The organism is Arenimonas aestuarii, from assembly GCF_054781715.1.
The window spans coordinates 223,695-243,641 of sequence record NZ_BAAGTW010000008.1 but is presented as its reverse complement, the minus strand read 5'-3'; the positions used below and the strand labels follow the sequence as shown (position 1 = coordinate 243,641).

Sequence of the window (19,947 nt, the reverse complement as noted above, 5' to 3'; positions counted from 1 at the left end):
CCATGACCGACCGCCTGAGCGCCCGCGAACTCTTCGACGAACTGGGCGACCGGCTCGAGATGCGCTGGCTTTCCGGCCAACGCGGCAGTGAACGTCTCATCGAACGCGGCGAACATCTCTCGCGACGCCCGTCGCTGGCCGGCTACCTGAACGTCATCCACCCGAACAAGGTGCAGATCATCGGTTCGGCCGAACTGGCCTGGCTCGACGGCCTGGACGCGCGCACGCGCTGGGAAGTGCTGCTCAAGATCATGGAGTCGCGGCCCCTGGCGATGGTGATCACCCAGAACCAGTCCTGCCCCGCCGACCTGCGCGACGCTTCCGAAGAAAGCGAAACCCCGCTGTGGGTGTCGCCGCGCCGTGGCTACGAACTGCTCAACCTGCTGCAGTACCACCTGGCGCGCTCGCTGGCGCCGCGCATCACGCTGCATGGCGTGTTCATGGAAATCTATTCGATAGGCGTGCTGGTCACGGGCGACTCCGGCGCCGGCAAGAGCGAGCTGGCGCTTGAGCTGATCAGCCGGGGCCACCGCCTGGTTGCCGACGACGCGCCCGAGTTCACCCAGATCGCACCCGACGTACTCGACGGCACCTGCCCGGAACTCCTGCAGGACCTGCTGGAAGTCCGCGGACTGGGCGTGCTCAACATCCGCGAAATGTTCGGCGACACCGCCGTGAAGCGAAACAAGTACCTGCGCCTGCTCGTGCACCTTGAACAGACGCCGCAGCAAAGCGACGAAGCCATGGCCCGCATCACCGGCGAATCCGGCAGCCGCAAGGTGCTGGACCTGGACGTGCCGGTGGTCGAACTTCCCGTGGCGGCCGGCCGCAACCTGGCCGTGCTGACCGAAGCCGCCGTGCGCCTGCACCTTCTGCGCAGCAAGGGCATGGACCCGGCCGCGGCCTTCCTGGCGCGCCACAGCGCCTTCCTGCAGCGGGGTGAGACCCAATGAGCGCCGACCCGTCGAGTCCGCTGCTGTACGTCATCACCGGGCTGTCGGGCTCGGGCAAGTCGGTGGCGCTCAAGACGCTCGAAGACCTGGACGTGCACTGCACCGACAACCTGCCGGTGGAACTGCTTCCGCAGTTCGTACGCTCGGTGGCGGGCAGCGGCGGCCTGCGCCGGCTGGCGGTGGGCATCGACGTGCGCAACGCCTCGGACCTGACGCGCATCCCCGAATGGCTGTCGGCGCTTGGCGAAATGGGCATCGACCACCAACTGGTGTTCTTCGAGACCCGCGACGACACGCTGCTCAAGCGCTATTCCGACACGCGCCGCAAGCACCCGCTCAGCCACGATGGCCTGGCCCTGGCCGACGCCATCGAGCTCGAACGCGTGCGCCTGCGCCCGCTCAAGGCCATCGCCGACCTGGTGATGGACACCTCGGACATGAACGTGCACCAGATGCGCCGCGAGGTGATCACCGCGCTGGGCGTCGGCACCCACCAGGACATGTCGCTGCTGTTCGAGTCCTTCGCCTACAAGCGGGGCCTGCCTGCGGACGCCGACTTCGTGTTCGACGCCCGCGCCCTGCCCAACCCGCACTGGGACGCGCGCCTTCGCCCGCTGTCGGGACGCGACGCGTCGGTGCGCGAGTACCTCGAGCAGGATCCGCAGGTGCAGGAATTCGTGGCCCAGGTCGTCGCTTTCCTCGACACCTGGGTGCCGCGCTTCGAGGCCGGCACCCGCAGTTACCTCACCATCGCCTTTGGCTGCACCGGCGGCCGGCATCGCTCGGTCTACCTGGCCGAACGACTGGCGGCACATTGCCGCGAAAACGGCCGGGACGGCGTGCTCACCTTCCACCGCGAGCTCGACTGATGTCCGTCGGCGTGCTCCTGCTCAGCCATCCCGGGGTCGGCACCGCCGTGCTGGCGGCCGCGCGAGGGCTCCTGGGCAGCCTGCCGCTGGCCACCGAAGCCTTCGAGGTGCCCTGGCAAGCCGAGCCCGTGGAGCTGCTGGCCGCCGCCAGCAGCGCGATGCGAAAGGTCGACGCCGGCGACGGGGTGCTGCTGCTGACCGACCTCTATGGAGCCAGCCCGGCCAGGCTGGCCGAAAGACTGGTGCACCTGGGGACGCCCGCCCGCCGGGTCAGCGGCCTCGGCCTGCCCATGCTGCTTCGGGTGCAGAACTATCCCGAACAGGACCTGGAAGAACTGACGCGCACGGCGGCCGCCGGCGCCCGCAACGGAGTGGTGGTGGACGATGCTTGAGCGCGAACTGCAGGTGACCAACAAACTCGGCCTGCACGCACGTGCGGCGGCCAAGCTGGTGCAGTTGCTTTCGGGCTACCAGTGCCAGGCCACGCTTCTCGGCCGCGGCCGGGAGGTCAACGCCAAGTCCATCATGGGCGTGCTGCTGCTGGCCGCGGCGCCCGGGGCCACCCTGCTCATGCGGGTGGAGGGCGAGGACGAGGCCGAGGCCCTGGCCGCTGCCGCCGCGCTGTTCGAGCGCGGTTTCGACGAGCAAGGCTGATGCGCCGCCACCTGCGTGGCGTCACCGCCTCGCGTGGCCTGGCCCTGGGTCGCGCCCGCGTGCTGCATCCGCAGGCGCTGGTGGTGGAGGAAACCCGGATCACCGCCGACGAGGTCGCGTCCGAGCTGGACCGCCTGCACGGCGCCCTGGACGCCACCCGCGCTGAACTGCGCGTCCTGCGCGACCGCTTGCATGGCGCCCTGGCGCAGGAGGTCGGCGAGTTCATCGACCTGCACGCCATGATCCTGGACGACCCCGAGCTGCTGCAGGGCCTGGACGACCTGGTGCGCACCGGACGCTACGGGGCCGACTACGCCCTGAAGCTGCAGCGCGACCGGCTGGCGGCGGTGTTCGAGGGTATGGACGACGAGTACTTCCGCAGCCGCCGCGAAGACCTCGACCATGTCGTCGGCCGCATCCATGCCGCCCTGCACCGCCGCGGCGACGATGCCGTCGAAGGACTGGCCGGCGAGATCCTGGTCTGTGAAACCGTTGCGCCGGCCGAACTGGCCGCCTGGCAGGCCCGCGGCGTGGTCGCGGTGGCCACGACCACCGGCAGCCCGCTCTCGCACAGCGCCATCCTGGCCCGCAGCCTGCACCTGCCGCTGCTGGTTAACGTTTCCGACCTGCTCGCCCATGCCAACGACGGCGACGCGCTGATGCTCGATGCCAGCCACGGCGAGCTGGTGCTTGAACCCGGACCCGAGGACCTGGCCCGCTACCACGCGCGCCAGGCCCAGATCGGTCGCGAGCGCGCCCAGCTCGCCCGCCTGCGCCGCCAGCCCACGCGCACGAAGGACGGCGTCGACATCCGTCTCTACGCCAACGCCGAATCGCGCGAGGACGTTGCCGAAGCGCATGCCCTGGGGGCCGACGGCGTTGGCCTGTATCGCACCGAGTTCCTGTTCCTGCAGCGCAACGAGCTGCCGACCGAGGAAGAACAGTTCCTCGCCTACCGCGACCTGGTGCTGGGCATGGCCGGCCGGGTGGCGACCATCCGCACCCTGGACCTGGGCGCCGACAAGGCCGACCGCACCGGCCTGGCCCTGCGCAGCGAACCCAACCCGGCGCTGGGCCTGCGTGGCGTCCGGCTGTCGCTGGCGCACCCGGACCTGTTCCTGACCCAGCTGCGCGCCATCCTGCGCGCCAGCGCCTACGGACCGGTGCGCATCCTGGTGCCGATGATCAGCGGCCGCGAGGAAATGCAGCAGGTCTGCGACCTGCTCGACCGCGCCCGGACCTCGCTGCGGGACGAGGGCCACCAGGTCGGCCCCGTGGCCGAACTCGGTGCCATGGTCGAAGTACCGGCGGCGGCGCTGGGCCTGGGAGACATCGTGGACCTGGTGGACTTCATTTCGGTCGGCACCAACGACCTGGTCCAGTACCTGCTGGCCACCGACCGCAACCACGAAGCCCTGGCCGAACTGTATTCGCCGCGGCACCCGTCGGTGCTGCGCCTGCTGGCCGAGGTGTTCGCCTTTGGCCGGCGCAACGGCATTCCGGTCGCGGTTTGCGGCGAAATGGCCAGTGAAGCCGCCAACGTGCCGATGCTGTTGGCCCTGGGCCTGCGCGACTTCAGCCTGCATCCTTCAACCCTGCTGGAGGTGCGCAAGGCCGTGCGCGAGGCCGACCACGGCAGCCTGCGCCGGCGCGCCACCACCCTGCTTCGCTGCCACGATCGCGCCGCCATCGAACGCTGGCTCGCCCGCTAGGGGACATCCCGGCCATAATGTGCGGGCTTTCAACGGAGCCCGCCCATGGCCGACGCCGCGCACCACGACAAGACCGCCCGGCAGCTTCGGCTGCTGTCGGACGCGCTCGACTCGGGCCGGCTGGGGCCGGTGCGCCGCCTGGTGAATTCGCTGTCGCCGGCGGAAATCGGCAACCTGCTCGAATCGCTGCCGCCGGCCAAGCGCAACATCGTCTGGGGCCTGGTCGATCCCGAGGATGACGGCGAGGTGCTGGTGCATGTCGGCGACGACGTGCGCGAAAGCCTGCTGGCCGAGATGGACACCGACGAAATCGTCGCGGCCGTCGAAGACCTGGACATCGACGACCTGGCCGAGCTGGCGGAGGACCTGCCCGACACGGTCATCGAAGAAGTTCTCAAGTCGATGGACCGGGAGAACCGGGAACGGCTGGAGCAGGTGCTGTCCTACGACGAGGACAGCGCCGGCCGCCTGATGAACCCGGACGTCATCACGGTGCGCACCGATGTCACCGTGGACGTGGTGCTGCGCTACCTGCGCCTGCGCGGCGAGATCCCCGAGCACACCGACCACCTGTTCGTGGTGAGCCGCCGGCACCAGTACCTGGGCCGCGTTTCCGTGGCGTCACTGCTGACCCACGATGCCAGCACGCCCATCAACGAACTCTTCGACGACGAACAGCCGGCCATCCAGGTCGATACGCCGGCGCACGACGTCGCCAGCCAGTTCTCCGACCACGACTGGGTGTCGGCCCCCGTGGTCGACCACAACAACATCCTGCTCGGCCGCATCACCATCGACGACGTCGTCGACATCATCCGCGACCACGCCGCCCACCAGGCGCTCAGCGCCGCCGGCCTGGACGAGGACGAGGACATGTTCAGCCCGGTCGCGCGCGCGGCGCGCCGGCGGGCACTGTGGCTGGGCATCAATCTGCTTACGGCCTTCCTGGCCTCGTGGGTCATCGGTCGCTTCGAAGGCACCATCGAACGCCTGGTCGCGCTGGCCGTGCTGATGCCGATCGTCGCCAGCATGGGCGGCGTCGCCGGCACCCAGACCCTCACGCTGATGGTGCGCGGCATGGCCCTGGGCCAGGTCGGCATGGGCAACGTCGGCGCCCTGCTCAACAAGGAAGTGATGGTCGGCCTGCTCAATGGCCTGGCCTGGGCCATGGTCGTGGGCGTGGTGGCGGCGCTGTGGTTCAGCGACTGGCCCCTGGGCGGCGTGATCGCGGCGGCGATGGTGATCAACCTGGTCACTGCGGCGCTGGCTGGCGTCGGCGTGCCGCTGCTTCTGCGCCGCATGCGCATCGACCCGGCCCTGGCCGGCGGCGTGGTGCTGACCACGGTCACCGACGTGATGGGCTTCTTTTCCTTCCTTGGCCTGGCGACGCTGGTCCTGCTCTAGCCGCTAGCGCGGAACCGGTTTGCCCTGCTCGGCGAGCGTAAGCGCGACCTTGTCGCGCAGGTAGGCAGGCTCGAGCGCGTCGGCTGCAATCGCTTCGCCCCGCTGCCAGGCACGCACGGCCAGGCTGGCGAGATCGCGCGCCCGCGGTAGCGCGCTGGCATCAACGCCGGCAAGGCGGTCGCCCAGGCGCGCGACCAGCGCACTGCCGACGGCCGTGAAACCTGAGCCGACTCCTTGCACCGGCGTTTCGGGATGCGGCGCTTCCGAAGGGGCGCACAGGACTTCCGGGCCGGTGGCGCTGACCAGGCCGTCGGCATCACGTGCGAACGCGCCCAGGTAGATCTCGCCCATGCGCGCATCGATGGTGGCGAGGATGTTGTCGCCCTGACCCTGCATCGCCAGAACCGCCAGCGTGGACACCGGCAGCACTGGCCGGTCCAGCGCCAGCGCCAGGCCCTGCACCAGCGCGATGGCCAGGCGCACGCCGGTGAACGCGCCCGGTCCGCGGCCGACCGCAATCGCGTCGAGCTGCGCCTTGGCCAGGCCGGCTTCGGCCAGCAGTTCGTCGGCCCAGGGCAGCACCAGCTGGGTGTGCCGGCGCGGCGCCAGTTCGTGGCGCGCGACTACCTGGCCGTCGGCGTACAGGGCGACGGAGCAGGCTTCGGTGCTGGTTTCGATGGCCAGGAGCTTCATGGCGTTGATTGTGCCGCAAGCGGCGCATCGTCCTGGCCGGCGTCGGCGAAGAAGCGCTGCACGTCCTCGATGTCCCGGGTCCGCGGGAACGGCGGCAGGCTGGCCAGGAAGGTCCGCCCGTAGGGCTTGCCGAGCAGGCGCGGGTCGCACAGGACCAGCACGCCGCGGTCGTGGTCGCTGCGGATGAGCCGGCCGACGCCCTGCTTGAGCGCGATCACCGCCTGCGGCAGCTGTTCGTCGCGGAACGGGTTGCCGCCGCGCCGGCGCACGGCCTCGAGCCGGGCCTCAAGCACGGGGTCGTCGGGCGCGGCGAACGGCAGGCGATCGATGACCACCACGCTGAGTGCTTCGCCGGCGACGTCCACGCCTTCCCAGAAACTGGCGGCGCCCAGCAGCACGCCATTGCCGGAGGCACGGAAACGTTCCAGCAATACGCTGCGCGGCGCGGTGCCCTGCACGAACAGCGGCCAGGGCGCGTCGCGCAACTCCTCGGCGGCCTCGCGCAGCGCGCGGTGCGAGGTGAAGAGCAGGAAGGCGCGGCCCTTGGACGCCTCAAGCACCGGCCAGGCGACGTCGAGCACGGCACCGACGTAGTCGCGGCTGTTGGGCTCGGGCATGCCGCGCGGCAGGTAACACAGGGCCTGCCTGGGCCAGTCGAAGGGGCTGGGCTGGAGCAGCTCGCGCGGCTCGTCCAGGCCCAGGCGTCGGCCGAGGTGGGCGAAATGGCCATCCACCGCCATCGTCGCCGACGTGAATATCCAGGCGGCGCGGCTCTTTTCGCGGTAGTCGCGCAGCGGCCCGGAGACGTCCAGCGGCGTGCGCTGCAGGGTGAAGCCGCGCTGGGTCAGCTCGTACCACTTCACCGAGAAGGTGGCGTCGGGGTCGATATCGGGATGCGCCGATCCGGCATCCGGCTCAGCCGCCGAGGACGCCGACTCCGGACCCATTTTTTCCGGGTCCGGTTTTTCGGCCAGCCAGGCCGCCAGGCGGCGGCGCAGCTCCACCGCGCGGTCGCCACAGGCCGCGAAGCCCGGCGCCGCGTCGGCCAGCGGGCCCAGCACGCGCTGGAGTTCGGCCAGGGTATGTTCGAGGTGCTGCAGCGCGGCCGGCGCGCCGGGCACGGCCATCAGCCGCGCCTGCGGGCCGCGCTGGGGCAGCTTGTCCAGGGCCAGGCGCAGGTCGCGCATGGCCTGTTCCAGGGCGCGCGCCGGACCCATCACCGTGGCCAGGGAGGCGGTGACGTTCTTGCACTCGGCCAGGCAGTCGCGGGCCAGGTCCAGGAGCTGTCGCGCCGAAATGCCTTCGCCGAAAAATTGCGCCGCCAGCTCCGGCAGCTGGTGCGCTTCGTCGAGCACGAAGGCCGAGGCGCCAGGCAGTATTTCGCCGAATCCTTCCTGCTTGATCGCCAGGTCCGCCAGCAGCAGGTGATGGTTGACCACCACCAGGTCGGCGGCCTGCGCCTGCTGGCGCGCCTTGGCCACGAAACACTCGTCCCAGAACGGGCACTCGCTGCCCAGGCAGTTGTCCGCCGTTGAGGTGACCTGCGGCCACAGCGGTGAATCCTCGGGCAGGTCGGCCAGTTCGGCCAGGTCGCCGCGCATCGTGCGGCCGGCCCAGGCCACCACGCGCTGGAAATGCCCGACCACCTCGCGCGACTGGAATTTTTCGCCCTTGGCCTGTTCCATGCGGTACAGGCACAGGTAATTGGCCCGGCCCTTGAGCAGCGCCGTCTTGATGCCGGCGCCCAGGGCCTGGCGCACGCGCGGCAGGTCGCGGTGGTAGAGCTGGTCCTGCAGTGCCCGCGTGCCGGTGGAGAGGATCACGCGCTGGCCCGACAGCAGCGCCGGCACCAGGTAGGCGTAGGTCTTGCCGGTGCCGGTGCCGGCCTCGGCCACGAGGGTGGCCCGGTCGTCGATGGCTTGGGCGACCGACTGGGCCAGCTGGTTCTGCGCCGAACGCGGCACGAAGCCCTCCAGCCCGGTCGCCAGCGGCCCGTCCGGCGCGAGCGCGGCGAGCGTGCGTTGAGCCAGGTCGCCCACCTACATGCGGACCGGCGGCGACACCGTGCAGGACTCGCCCTGGCGATGGGCGACGTCGGCCGCCTCGTGCGCGCCACGCATGGCGCGGGCGTGGCCGATGGTGGCCCAGTTTCGGCGGCACAGTCCGCCCAGTTTCGGGCCGAGTTCGAAGGACTTCGCGGCCAGCGCTTCCGCCTGTTTCCAGGCGCGGCGCAGCAGCGCCAGTTCGGCCTGCCACTGCAGCAGGTCCGGATCGTCCGGGCTGATCACCAGGGCCTGGGCCAGGGTTTCGAATGCCGCCGTGACGTCACCGGCATCTTCCTCGGCCTTGGCGCGCGCGCGCAGGTCTTCGACCTGGGGGTCGCGCAGCGGCTGCACTTCGAGTTCGTGGCCGTGTTCGCCGGCGGCGCGCACCTTGGCCACCAGTTCGGCCGGCGATGCCTTCGTCACCTTGGCGCCGGCGCTGCGCGCGGCCGGGCCCGGGGGCGCGGAGGCGCAGGCGGCCAACAGCAAGGCCAGTGCAAATGCGGCAAGGCGGAGAAACACGTCAGTCGGTCCTTCTGTCACGGTCATCGCGGCGGTCCCGGCGATCGTCGCCGCCCCGGCGGAACCAGTCCAGCCAGCTGTTCCTGCGGCAGCTGACGTGCTCGGGCGGCAGAAAGCCCCCGACGAAGGCATAGCGCCGTGCGCCCTCGCAGTCCTCTTCGGTGGTCGCGAACACCTCGGCATCCACCCAGCCCCACTCCAGGCCCTGGGTGCCGACATCCAGCGGCGCGCTTGGCAGTTCCTTGAAAATCGAGGACCACACGCGCATCGCGCCGGTCGATCCGTAAAGCCCGGTGGGCTCGTTGCGGTCGTTGCCGACCCACACCACCGCCAGGTGACTACCGGTATAGCCCGCGAACCAGCTGTCGCGGCTGTCGTTGCTGGTGCCGGTCTTGCCGGCCGGCTTGAGGTGCCCCAGGCCATCGCGCACCAGCTGGCTGGCGGTCCCGCGGGTGACCGTGTCCTGCAGCGCCAGCGTTACCAGGCGTGCGGCGATCGCATCGCCCTCCTGGGCCGGCGCCGCCTTGAAGTCGTACTCGCTGATGGCCTCGCCCTTGGCGTCGATGACGCCGCGTACGGCACGCAGCGGCTGGATTTCGCCACCCGAAGCCAGGAACTGGTAGACCTGCGCCATCGAGAACGGGCTCAGGTCGACCGAACCCAATATCAGCGACGGATTGGGATCGGCGCGCAGGCCGGCCAGCACCTTGAGCAGTTCGGCCAGGCGCTCGGGGCCCACGTCCATGCCCACGCGCACCGTCGCCTGGTTGTACGAATGCGCCAGCGCGTCGGCCAGGCTGACCCGGCCATGGCTGCGCCCGTCGGAATTCTCGGGATTCCAGCGCTTGCCGTTGGGAAGCACCAGGTTCACCGGGGCGTCCTCCACCGGCGTCGCCAGGGACCAGCGGTCGGGCTGGGCCAGCGCCAGCAGGTAAACCATCGGCTTGAGCAACGACCCCACGGGTCGCTGCGCTTCGAGCGCGCGATTGAAGCCCGGCTGGTCGGTGTCGCGGTTGCCGACCATGGCCAGCACCTCGCCGGTCTGGGTGTCGGTCAGGACGACGCCGGCCTGCAGGGCCGGGCCGTCCTTGCGCTGCACCTTGTCGAGCGTGCCGGTGACGGCCTGCTCCGCACGCAGCTGGGCCGAAGGCGACAGCGTGGTCACCACCACCAGGCCGGCGCCGCGCAGCGCGTCGGCCGGGTAGTCGCGCGCCAGCTGGCGGCGCACCAGGTCCATGAAGGCCGGGTTGCGGTTCGAGGCCACGCCCGGGCGCGCGCTGACGCCCAGCGAGGACGCCATGGCCGTTTCCGCCTCGCCGGCGGTGATCAGGCCGGTGTCGCGCCAGACCGCCAGCACCAGGTTGCGGCGCTTCAGCGCCGCTTCCGGCCTGCGTCGGGGATCGTAGACCGACGGGCCCTGGATCATGCCCACCAGCAGCGCCATGTCCTGGGTACGCAGCGCCGAGAGGTCGCGACCGAACCAGAACTCGGCGCCGGCGCCGATGCCGTGGATGGCCTGGTTGCCGTGCTGGCCCAGGTAGACCTCGTTGAAATACGCCTCGAGGATGCGCTGCTTGTCGTAACGCGCCTCGATGATGATCGAGTAGCTGGCTTCCTTGATCTTGCGGGTCCACGCCACCTCGCGGCTGAGGAAGAGGTTTCGCACCAGCTGCTGGGTCAGCGTGCTGGCGCCCTGCTCGATCTCGCCTTCGCGGGTATTCACCCAGGCGGCGCGCAGGATCCCCCAGGGGTCGATGCCGTGGTGGTGCTTGAAGTTGCGGTCTTCCACCGCCTGCAGGCCGGTGACCAGCAGCGACGGCACGTCCTTGAGCTGCACCAGCCGGCGTTCCTCGGTGACGTCGCCATATAGCGTGGCGATGCGTGCCGGGTCCAGGTGGGCATCGTCGACCGGCTTGCCCGACTTGCGGTCGGTGACCGTCGCCACGCGACCGCCTTCGACCACCACGGACAGCCGGCGCCCCGGCACCGGGCCTTCGAGGCCGGTGAAGGCCCGGGTCGCGACATCGAAGCGCTTGCCCTGGCGGGCCCAGGTACCGGGCAGGTCGCCGCCGTCTTCGCGGTAGCCGGCCGCGGACAGTTCCAGCAAAAGGGTGTCGGCATCCAGGCGTGTTCCCGGCGCCAGGGACTGCGGCCGGGCATAAACGCGGGTGGGCACCTGCCAGACCAGGGCGTCGAACTCCGCCCGTACGCGCTTGTCGAGCACGTAGAACAGCGGCACGCCCACGCCCACGGCCAGACCCAGCGCCAACAATGCGCCGCGGAAGAGCCAGGTACGCCAGCGGGAACGGGCGGAAGCAGAGCCTGAGGATTTGGGGGAAGCGTTTCGGGGCACGGACATGGATAATCCCGGGGTGCGGCGAGTCTAGCAGGCCGCCATCTCCCCGCCCCCACCCGAGACTGAACACCCCGCATGGACGCCACTTCCCGACCGGTCACGTGCCGATGGGCCGACTCGCCGGCCGAGGCGCTGCAGCGCGCCCGCGCCGAGCATCCCGGCCGGGACGTGCTGTTGCTGCGCGAAGGGGTCGAGCCGGAGGCGTCGGCGCTGGAACGTTTGCACGCTGCGTGGCACGAGGCGGACTGGGACGTGCTCTCGCCCCTGGACGGGCGCTGGCCCCTGGGTGAGCAGGGGGACACGCTGGCCTGGACCTTCGGCGAACACGCCGCATTCGCCTGGGACGGCTGGTCCGCGGAATGTTCACTCTGGCGCGGTGGCGCCGCGACGACGCCCGATACCTTCGGCGACGGCCTGACGGGCCGCTGCGGCCTGCTTCCCTGCGTGCAGGTGGGCCAGGCCGCCCCGGCGGCCGGGCCGCCGCCCTTGCCGGTGCGCGCCTTGCTGGCGATGGCCGGGACACCCGGCCGCCGGATCCGCCCCGGGCGCCCCGTCGTGCTGCATGTGCTCCACGCCTGGGGTGGCGGCGCGGAGCGATTCGTACGCGACCTCATGCAGGCCGACACGTCGCGCGAACACCTGGTGCTGGTGGCCCGTGGCGCCGACGACCGCCCGCCATTCGGTCGCGAACTCTGCCTGCACGCCGACCTGGACGCACCGCCGCTGCAGGCCTGGCCCCTGGCCGCACCCATCGCCGATTGCAGCGCTGCGTCGCCGGACGTCGAGGCGGTGCTCGCCCAGTTGCTCGCCCGATGGAACATAGGCGCCGTCCTGGTGTCGTCGCTGATCGGTCACTCGCTGGACGTCCTGCGCACGGGCCTGCCCACCGCGCTCTGCGCGCACGACCTGTTCCCGGCGTGGCCCCTGCTCCACGATGCGCGCGACCCGGCCTGCGCGCCTTTCGACGAAGCCACGCTCGCCGCGAAGATCAGCGAGGCCGGGCCCGGGTTCCTCTTCGCGACGCGGGAAGCGTCACGCTGGTGGGCACTCCGCGAGGAACTTTTCGCGAGCATCGAACAGCATGATGTGGCGCTCGTGGCACCCAGCACATTCGCCCGTGATCGTTACCGGGCCCTGGCTCCCGCCTTGGCCGGACGCGCGTGGACGGTCATCAACCACGGGCTGGCGCCTTTCGGGCCACTGCCCGGCCGGCCGCAGGCCCGGCCCGGCGCGCCGCTGCGGGTGCTGGTGCCCGGGCGCGTGCATGGCGCCAAGGGCAGCGAACTGCTCGACGGACTGGTCATGGCCTTGCCGGCCGGCGTCGAACTGGTGCTGCTCGGCACCGGGCCGCAGGGTCACCGGTACCTGGGACGGCCAGGCGTGCACGTCAAGAAGGACTACCGGCGCGAAGACCTTCCGCGCTGGCTGTCGGCCCTGGCCCCGGACCTGGCCCTGCTGCCCTCCACCGTTCCGGAAACCTGGTCCTACACGCTGTCGGAAATGTGGGCGCTGGGCCTGCCCGTGCTCTGTGCCGGGCTGGGCGCCCCGGCCGAGCGGATCGCGGAAACAGGGGCCGGCTGGTGCCTTGCCGGCGGCGCCGAGGCCTTCGGCCGGGCCTTGTCGGAGCTGGCCGCAGACCGGCAACGTATCGAAGCCGCACGCACACGCATCCCTGCCCAGGACGAAGGGCTTGCACCCATGGCGGCTGCCTGGGTCCGGCAGCTGCCGACCCGCCCTGCTCCCCTGCTGCTGCCCGCCGCAGGCCCCGACTGCAGCGCACGACTGGCCCTGGCCGAATCCGTGGCCTTGCGCGACGCCGCACTCCGGAATAAAGAGAGCGCCCTGGCCGAGCAAAGCGACGAACTGGCTCGTCGCGCCGACTGGGCATTCAAACTGCAAACCCAGCTCCAGGGCAGCGAAAGACATCGCCAGGCATTGGCGACCGAACTGCAGCGTGAGCGCGCGGAGCTCGAATCGGCTCGCAGGCTCGGCGAGAGGCAACTCGATTCGATAGCGCAGCTGCGCGCCACGCTGGAACGCAACAGCCAGGCCATCGAAGAGACCCAGGCCCACCTCGAGCAGATCGCCCGACTCGACCAGCAACTTGCCGACGCCCACGGTTATTACCAGCGCGACTGCAGCGACCTCGCCCGCCAGCGCGATGTTGCCCTGGGGCAACGCGATGAACTGAACAAGGCGCTCACGCGCGTGCAGTCTTCCTTCGCGTGGCGCCTGGCCCGGCGTCCCCAGCAGGCCCTGGATGCGCTGCGTTCCGGCCTGCAGGGCCTGGCGTTCCGGCTGCGCCGGCTGCGTTCGCTCGGCGGGCGTGCCGTTACCAGCCTGCGCGTGCGCGGCTGGGCCGGCACCCTGGAGCGTTGGCGCCAGCGCCGGGCCGCGCCGCCCGGCGACAACCGGCTGCTGCCGCGTTCGCCCTCGCCCTCGGCCAGTGGTGCCGCGCTGCGGCTGCCACGCCCGACGACGCCGCGGGCAAGCATCATCGTGCCGGTCTACAACCAACTGCACATGACCCTGGCGTGCCTGCGCGCGCTGGCCGATTCCGGAGACGGCACCGACTTCGAGGTCATCGTGGTCGACGACGGTTCGTCGGACGCCACGGCGCAACTGCTGCCGACGGTGCCGGGCCTGGTGTTCCTGCGCAATGCAAAGAACCTGGGGTTCATCGGTGCGTGCAACGCCGGGGCCGCGAAGGCACGCGGCGAGTTCCTGGTCTTCCTCAACAACGACACCACGGTGCAGCCAGGCTGGCTCGACGCCCTGCTGGCCACCTTCGACCAGTACCCGGACACCGGCCTGGCCGGCAGCAAGCTGGTGTACCCGGACGGGCAGCTGCAGGAAGCCGGCGGCATCATCTTCGCCGACGGCTCGTGCTGGAACTACGGACGCTTCGAGGACCCGGCACACCCGCGCTTCAACTTCGTGCGCGAAGTGGACTATTGCTCGGGCGCGTCCATCGCGATCCGGCGCGAACTGTTCGACAGCCTCGACGGTTTCGACGCGTTCTATGCGCCGGCCTACTACGAAGACACCGACCTGGCGATGCGCGTTCGCCGCCGGGGCCTGAAGGTGCGCTACCAGCCGGCGTCCGTGGTGGTGCACCACGAGGGCGTCACGTCGGGCACCGATACCGGCAGTGGCGTGAAGGCCTACCAGGTCGCCAACCAGGTCAAGTTCGTTCAACGCTGGCGCGAGGTCCTGGCAGGCGAGCACCAGCCGCCCTCGGCCGGCGCCGAAGTCGCCAGCGAACGTGGCCGCAAGCACCGCGTGCTGGTGCTCGACGCCTGCACGCCCACCCCGGACCGCGATTCCGGCTCGCTGCGCATGACCGCCCTGCTGCGGCTCCTGCGCGAGGAAGGTTGCTCGGTGGTGTTCTTCCCCGAGAACCGCGCCCACGACGGCGCCTACACCAATGCCCTGCAGCAGCTGGGTGTCGAGACCTGGTGGCACCCCTGGCTGGCCGACGTGCCGCGCTGGCTGGCCCAGCACGGGGAACGTTTCGACCTGGTCATCGGCAGCCGGCACTACGTGCTGGGGCCGGTGCTGCCGCTGCTGCGCTCGCAGGCGCCGCATGCACGGGTGGTGTTCGACACCGTCGACCTGCATTTCCTGCGCGAACAGCGCGAAGCCGAGCTCGCCGGCGACACCGCCGGCCTGCGCACGGCTGCGCGCACCCGCAAGGCCGAACTGGCCCTCGTGGCCCAGGCCGACCTGACCTGGGTGGTCAGCGAAGCAGAACGCCTGCTGCTGGCCGGCGAAGCACCGGACGCACGCGTGGACGTGGTGTCGAACATCCATGACATCGCCGAACCGGGCCCGGGTTTCGACGGACGCGAAGGCCTGCTTTTCGTCGGCGGCTTCAGGCACCCGCCGAACGTTGATGCAGCCCTCTGGCTGGCCACCGACATCCTGCCGCGCATCCACGCCCGCCATCCGGGCCTGCCCCTGCACCTGGTCGGCGGCGACTCCCCGCCCGCCATCAAGGCGCTCGGCCAGCACCCCGACATCCACTTCCACGGCTATGTCCCCGACCTTGGGCCGCTGCTGCGCGAGGTGCGTATTTCCGTGGCCCCGCTGCGCTATGGCGCCGGGGTCAAGGGCAAGGTGAACCAGGCCCTGGCGCATGGCCTGCCGGTGGTGGCCACGACCTGCGCGGTCGAGGGCATGCACCTGGTGGATGGGGAGGACGTGCTGGTGGCCGATGATGCCGACACGTTCGCCGATGCCGTGCTGCGCCTGCACGACGATGCCGTGCTGTGGTCGCGGCTCTCGGAAGGCGGGCTGGAAAACACCCGCCGGCATTTTTCACCGGACGTGGTGCGGGCGCCGCTGCGCAGGCTGCTGGACGAACTTCCCGGGCGCTGACTCCTCAGCCGCCGGCACGACGCAGGCGTTCGGCGAAGGTTTCCAGGCGCGGATTGGAGGGATCCACTTCGCGCGCCGCCGACAGCGCGCGGCGCGCCAGCGCGAACTCGCCGGCTCCCAAGCGCTCTTCGCCAAAGGCCAGCCAGCGGTCGGCCAGGCGCCGGCGTTCGTCCGCCAGCGCATCGCCGCCGCGATCGCGCACCACCAGCGCATCCAGGCAGGCCTGGGCCGCGCCCAGGCGGTTGCCCGCCAGCTCGTCCTCGAAGCAGGCGCGGGCGCGCCGGCTGTATTCAACAAAAGCACGGCGCACCCCACCGTCGTCCGGGGCCATGGCCTGTGCCCGGCGCAGGAGGTCCCAGGCGCTGGCTCCCGGCGGGTCGACCAGGTCGCCGGCACGCATCGCGGCCGCGGCCTCGTCGAGCAAGGCATTGAGTTCGTCCCGGTCCAAGGCCTGGCGCGACACCTGTTCGCGCGCCGCGCGCGCCTGTTCAAGCCGGCGTTCGGCCATCGCCACGGCCGGCGAACCGGGTGCCCATTCCCGCGCACGCCCGATCGCTTCGGCGGCGGCATCAAATTCGAAATCGGCGGCAAGGCGGCTGGCGCGCGCTGCCAGCATCGCCGCGGCATCGTCCATTCCCTGGCGCGCCTGGGCATCGTCGGGCTGCTCCGCCAACAGCGCCTGGAAACCCAGTACCGCCGCTTCCGGGCGGCCCGCGCGCAATTCGGTCTGGGCCGCCTTGAGCGCGGTTTCGCGGGCGTTTTCGCCGGCGGCGCGGGCCTCGCCCAGGCGCGCCTGGACGGCCGGCAGGCCCAGGTGGCTCGGGTCGGCTTTCACGACGCGATCGACCAGCGCGCCGGCGGTGCGCAGGTCGCCGTCGGCCAGCGCGCGCTCGGCGCCGTCAAGCAGGCCGGCCAGCACGCTGCGCCGGCCTTCGAGCGCGATGGCGTTGTCGGGCTGCAGGCGCAGCACGTCCTCGTAGAGCGCCAGCGCACCATCACCTTGCTGTTCGATGCGGCCCTGGGCCTGGGCCTGCTGCGCCGCCTGCAGGCGCTGGGCGATGTCGGCCTCCGCGGACTGGCGATTGGCAAGCTCCGCCTCGATGCCTGCCAGGTCGTCGGCCGGCGCGGCCATGGCCCGCGCCAGGGCCAGGTGCTGGCGGGCGGCAGCGAGATCGCCGCTGGCCAGCGCGGCGCGCGCATGTACCAGCGCTGCTTCGCGCACGGCGACCAGGCCGCTGCGCGCGGCCGGGTGGTCGGGATCCCGGGCCAGCACGGCCTGGAAACGCTCGCGCGCCCCCTGGCCATCGGCGCGGCTGAGCTCGCCGCGGGCCAGGGCCAGTTGCGCGGCTTCGATTTCGCGGTTGACTTCGGACGAAGGGATCAGCGCCAGGCTCAGGCTTTCGCGCCAGGTGCCCAGGGCCAGCAGCAGGGCCACCACGACGACCAGGGCGGCCAGGGCCAGCCACGCCCAGAACATCCGCCGGGGCGGCTTCTGCACCCTCGGCGAGGACGGCGGCGGGCCGTCGGGGCCTTCGCGGCCACGCGGGCGGTCCAGGTCAAGTTGGTCCAGGGCGCCCAGCGACGGGGTCGCACCGGGGTCCTTGCGATGATTCATGCCGTTCCCTTGTCCATGCGCGGCAGGATAGCAGCGCAAGGTGAACGGACCCCGGCCGGGTCAGCCCAGGCGATGCGCCTCGCGCACGCCGGGCACGGCGCTCAGGCGCCCAAGCAGGTCGCTGAGCTGGCCGAAATCGGCCACGCGCACGGCAAGGCGCAGTTCGGCCAGTCCCTTGTCGTCGTCGACCCGCGACTGCAGGCCGAGGATGTTCACGCCTTGCTGGGCAATGGTGTTGGTCAGGTCCTTGAGCAGCCACTTGCGGTCGAAGGCGTGCACCTGGATGTCAACGTCGTAACTCCCGCGGGTACCGCGCCCCCATTCGACCGGCAGCAGCCGCTCGGGATTGCGTGCTTCAAGCCGCTGCAGCGCCGGGCAGCCGGCGCGATGGATGCTGACGCCGCGACCGCGGGTGAGGTAGCCGACGATCGGATCTCCCGGCACCGGCTGGCAGCAGCGCGCGATCTGGCTGAGCAGGTTGCCGACGCCTTCGACGGTGAACGGTGCGTTCGGCGGCGGCGGTGCGCTGCGGCGGGTCAGCGGCGCCGGCTCGGCCGGTTCCTTTTCCGCCTGTGCGTGGTCGTGCAGGCAGCGCGTGACCTGGCTCGGGCCCAGGTCGCCCAGGGCCAGCGCCAGATGCAGGTCTTCGGTGGACTCAAGCTTGAACTTCGCCAGCACCGGCGCCAGGTCGGCCTGGGTCAGCGCCATGCGCCGCAGTTCCTTTTCCAGCAGGTCCTTGCCGTCGTGCAGGTTGCGGGCGCGGTCGATGCGGTGGAACCAGGCGCGCACCTTGTCGCGGGCGCGGCCGGTCGCCAGGAAGCCGTTGCTGGCCAGCAGCCAGTCGCGGCGCGGTTCGGCGGTCTTGGCGGTGAGGATCTCCACCTGGTCGCCGGTGGCAGGCTGGTGGTCGAGCGGCACGATGCGGCCGTTGACCTTGGCGCCGCGGCAGCGATGGCCGACCTCGGTGTGCACCGCGTAGGCGAAATCGAGCACGGTGGCACCGCGCGGCAGGTCGACCACCTCGCCGCGCGGCGTGATGGCGTAGACGCGGTCTTCCACCAGTTCGGTGGAAAAGCCCTGAACCAGGGTTTCGTCGCGGTCGTCGCGGGCCTCGAGCAGCTGGCGCATCCAGGCCACCTTGCGCTCGAAGCTGGCATCGGCGCCGCCGCCTTCCTTGTAGCGCCAGTGCGCGGCGACGCCCAGTTCGGCGTGTTCGTGCATTTCGTGGGTACGGATCTGGATTTCCAGGGTGCGCCCGCCCGGGCCGATCACCGCGGTGTGCAGAGACCGGTAGTCATTGCCCTTGGGATGGGCGATGTAATCGTCGAATTCGGACGGGATCGACGGCCACAGCTGGTGCACCACGCCGAGCACCGTGTAACAGCTGGGGATGTCGTCCACCAGCACGCGCACGGCGCGGATGTCGTAGAGCTCGCTGAAGGGCACGCCCTTGCGCTGCATCTTCTTGAAGATGCTGTAGATGTGCTTTGGCCGGCCGGCGACCTCGGCGCCGCGCACGCCGGCTTCCGCAAGTGCGGCGCGGATGCGAACCATCGCCTCGTCGATGAACCGCTCGCGGTCGCCGCGCTTTTCGTCCAGCAGGCGCGCGATGCGCTGGTAGGTGTCCGGCTGCAGCCAGCGGAAGGCCAGGTCCTCGAGCTCCCACTTGAGCTGCCAGATGCCCAGGCGATTGGCCAGTGGCGCGTGGATGTCGCGGGCGAGTTCGGCCAGCGCCCGACGTTCGTCCTCCGGAAGCGATGCGGCTTCGCGCAGGCGCACCAGCTGCACGGCCAGCAGCACCAGCACTGCACGCAGGTCCCGCACCAGGGCCAGCAGCAGCCGGCGCAGGCCTTCGGCACTGCCCTGCCCGGGGCGGTGCTGGTGCAGGTCGTCCACCTGTCCGGCGGCGACCAGGCCCTCGAGCAGGCGCTTGAGTCGCGGCGCCTGCTCGAGCGCTGCGGCCGGCAGCGCGGCGCGCAGGGCGGGCCATTGGTGCAGGCAGGCGGCGGCCAGCACTTCAGGGTCGGCGCGCAGGGGCCGGAGGGTTTCGAACACAGCCAGCGCGCGGTTCTGGTCGGCGTCGGCCGGCAGCCGCGCCGCGGTTTCCACCAGGGCCGGCCACCAGGCGGCACCGGCCTCGATACTGGCCAGGGCTTGATGCAAAAGCGTTTGTGGGGGGGTGGCGGTGTTCAAGTGGCGCCTGCATTGGCCGGGGAGTTAGACTGCCCCGCGATTGCTGGCAGTTCAACCAGTACGGATTAAAACCATGCGCCGAATGCTCCTTGTGTCCCTCGTCCTGTCCGCCGTGATGGCCGGCAGCGCCCTGGCCCAGTCGTTCTCCTCGGTGGAAGAGCGCATGACCGAAGCCGAGTTCAAGGCCGCGGGCCTGGACAAGCTGTCGCCGGAAGAACTGGCGGCGCTCAATGCCTTCATCGCCGCCGAAACCGGCAAGGTCGCCTCGACCCTGCCGGCGGCGACGCCGGTCGCCGACAACCGCGGCTTCAACCAGCCCTCCGGCCCCGATGGTGCGATCTACTCGTCGATCAGCGGCGAGTTCCGCGGCTGGAGCCAGGGCAGCCGGTTCACGCTCGACAACGGCCAGGTCTGGCAGGTTGCCGATTCGACCGCGCGCCTGCGGGTGAAGTTGGAAGATCCGAAGATCATCATCGAACCGGGCGCGCTCGGCGCCTGGTACATGAAGGTCGAAGGCTACAACTCCCGCGCTGCGGTCAAGCGCCTCAAGTAAG

Annotated in this window: 14 protein-coding genes and 1 pseudogene; 9 read left to right on the top strand and 6 right to left on the bottom strand. The window is 70.8% G+C overall.

Features of this window, described 5'->3' with window-relative positions; translation table 11 throughout:
• Positions 1-2 precede the first annotated feature (2 nt).
• From hprK to mgtE, 6 genes are read left to right on the top strand one after another with little or no spacing between them, the layout of a single operon-like run.
• On the top strand, positions 3-953 hold the full coding sequence (gene hprK / locus ACYVJH_RS13045; RefSeq protein WP_460455080.1) for an HPr(Ser) kinase/phosphatase: 951 nt from the start codon (positions 3-5) through the stop codon (positions 951-953).
• On the top strand, positions 950-1,822 hold the full coding sequence (gene rapZ / locus ACYVJH_RS13040) for an RNase adapter RapZ (RefSeq protein WP_460455079.1): 873 nt from the start codon (positions 950-952) through the stop codon (positions 1,820-1,822). The genes hprK and rapZ overlap by 4 nt, the downstream gene beginning before the upstream one ends.
• Positions 1,822-2,214: a PTS sugar transporter subunit IIA gene (locus tag ACYVJH_RS13035; protein ID WP_460455078.1), complete on the top strand. Its 393-nt coding sequence runs from the start codon at positions 1,822-1,824 to the stop codon at positions 2,212-2,214. Before rapZ ends, ACYVJH_RS13035 begins: the two co-directional genes overlap by 1 nt.
• Positions 2,207-2,476 carry an HPr family phosphocarrier protein gene (locus ACYVJH_RS13030; protein WP_460455077.1) on the top strand — a complete coding sequence of 90 codons (270 nt, stop codon included), beginning with the start codon at positions 2,207-2,209 and terminating at the stop codon, positions 2,474-2,476. Before ACYVJH_RS13035 ends, ACYVJH_RS13030 begins: the two co-directional genes overlap by 8 nt.
• The gene (ptsP, locus tag ACYVJH_RS13025) at positions 2,476-4,188 is read left to right on the top strand and encodes a phosphoenolpyruvate--protein phosphotransferase (protein WP_460455076.1); all 1,713 of its coding nucleotides are present in this window, start codon (positions 2,476-2,478) and stop codon (positions 4,186-4,188) included. The genes ACYVJH_RS13030 and ptsP overlap by 1 nt, the downstream gene beginning before the upstream one ends.
• Positions 4,189-4,233: 45 nt before the next feature.
• The gene (gene mgtE, locus ACYVJH_RS13020) at positions 4,234-5,592 is read left to right on the top strand and encodes a magnesium transporter (RefSeq protein WP_460455075.1); all 1,359 of its coding nucleotides are present in this window, start codon (positions 4,234-4,236) and stop codon (positions 5,590-5,592) included.
• A gap of 3 nt (positions 5,593-5,595) precedes the next feature.
• Here the strand turns inward: mgtE and tsaB are convergent, their stop codons facing one another.
• The 4 genes from tsaB to mrcB are packed head-to-tail and all read right to left on the bottom strand — an operon-like array spanning position 5,596 to position 11,208.
• On the bottom strand, positions 5,596-6,285 hold the full coding sequence (gene tsaB, locus ACYVJH_RS13015; protein ID WP_460455074.1) for a tRNA (adenosine(37)-N6)-threonylcarbamoyltransferase complex dimerization subunit type 1 TsaB: 690 nt from the start codon (positions 6,283-6,285) through the stop codon (positions 5,596-5,598).
• Positions 6,282-8,324, bottom strand: a complete 2,043-nt coding sequence (locus tag ACYVJH_RS13010) for an ATP-dependent DNA helicase (RefSeq protein WP_460455073.1) — start codon at positions 8,322-8,324, stop codon at positions 6,282-6,284. Before ACYVJH_RS13010 ends, tsaB begins: the two co-directional genes overlap by 4 nt.
• A complete protein-coding gene (locus tag ACYVJH_RS13005) occupies positions 8,325-8,849 on the bottom strand; it encodes a tetratricopeptide repeat protein (protein ID WP_460455072.1) in 525 nt (174 codons plus the stop codon).
• Position 8,850: 1 nt separating this feature from the next.
• Positions 8,851-11,208, bottom strand: a complete 2,358-nt coding sequence (gene mrcB, locus ACYVJH_RS13000; RefSeq protein WP_460455071.1) for a penicillin-binding protein 1B — start codon at positions 11,206-11,208, stop codon at positions 8,851-8,853.
• 72 nt (positions 11,209-11,280) lie between these two features.
• On the opposite strand from mrcB, the pseudogene ACYVJH_RS12995 reads away from it, so the two are divergent.
• Together ACYVJH_RS12995 and ACYVJH_RS12990 are read left to right on the top strand one after the other, a co-directional pair.
• Positions 11,281-12,831 (top strand): annotated as a pseudogene (locus tag ACYVJH_RS12995) (glycosyltransferase family protein); the annotation flags it as partial.
• Positions 12,832-13,470: 639 nt separating this feature from the next.
• Positions 13,471-15,585: a glycosyltransferase gene (locus tag ACYVJH_RS12990; RefSeq protein ID WP_460455219.1), complete on the top strand. Its 2,115-nt coding sequence runs from the start codon at positions 13,471-13,473 to the stop codon at positions 15,583-15,585.
• 4 nt (positions 15,586-15,589) lie between these two features.
• On the opposite strand, the gene ACYVJH_RS12985 is transcribed toward ACYVJH_RS12990, so the two are convergent.
• Positions 15,590-17,200: a hypothetical protein gene (locus ACYVJH_RS12985; RefSeq protein WP_460455070.1), complete on the bottom strand. Its 1,611-nt coding sequence runs from the start codon at positions 17,198-17,200 to the stop codon at positions 15,590-15,592.
• A gap of 60 nt (positions 17,201-17,260) precedes the next feature.
• Complete coding sequence (locus ACYVJH_RS12980) at positions 17,261-19,363, bottom strand: RelA/SpoT family protein (RefSeq protein WP_460455069.1); 2,103 nt, start codon at positions 19,361-19,363, stop codon at positions 17,261-17,263.
• Between the two features lie 103 nt (positions 19,364-19,466).
• Here ACYVJH_RS12980 and ACYVJH_RS12975 point away from each other — a divergent pair, with 103 nt between their 5' ends.
• Positions 19,467-19,946, top strand: a complete 480-nt coding sequence (locus ACYVJH_RS12975) for a hypothetical protein (RefSeq protein WP_460455068.1) — start codon at positions 19,467-19,469, stop codon at positions 19,944-19,946.
• Position 19,947: the final 1 nt, after the last annotated feature.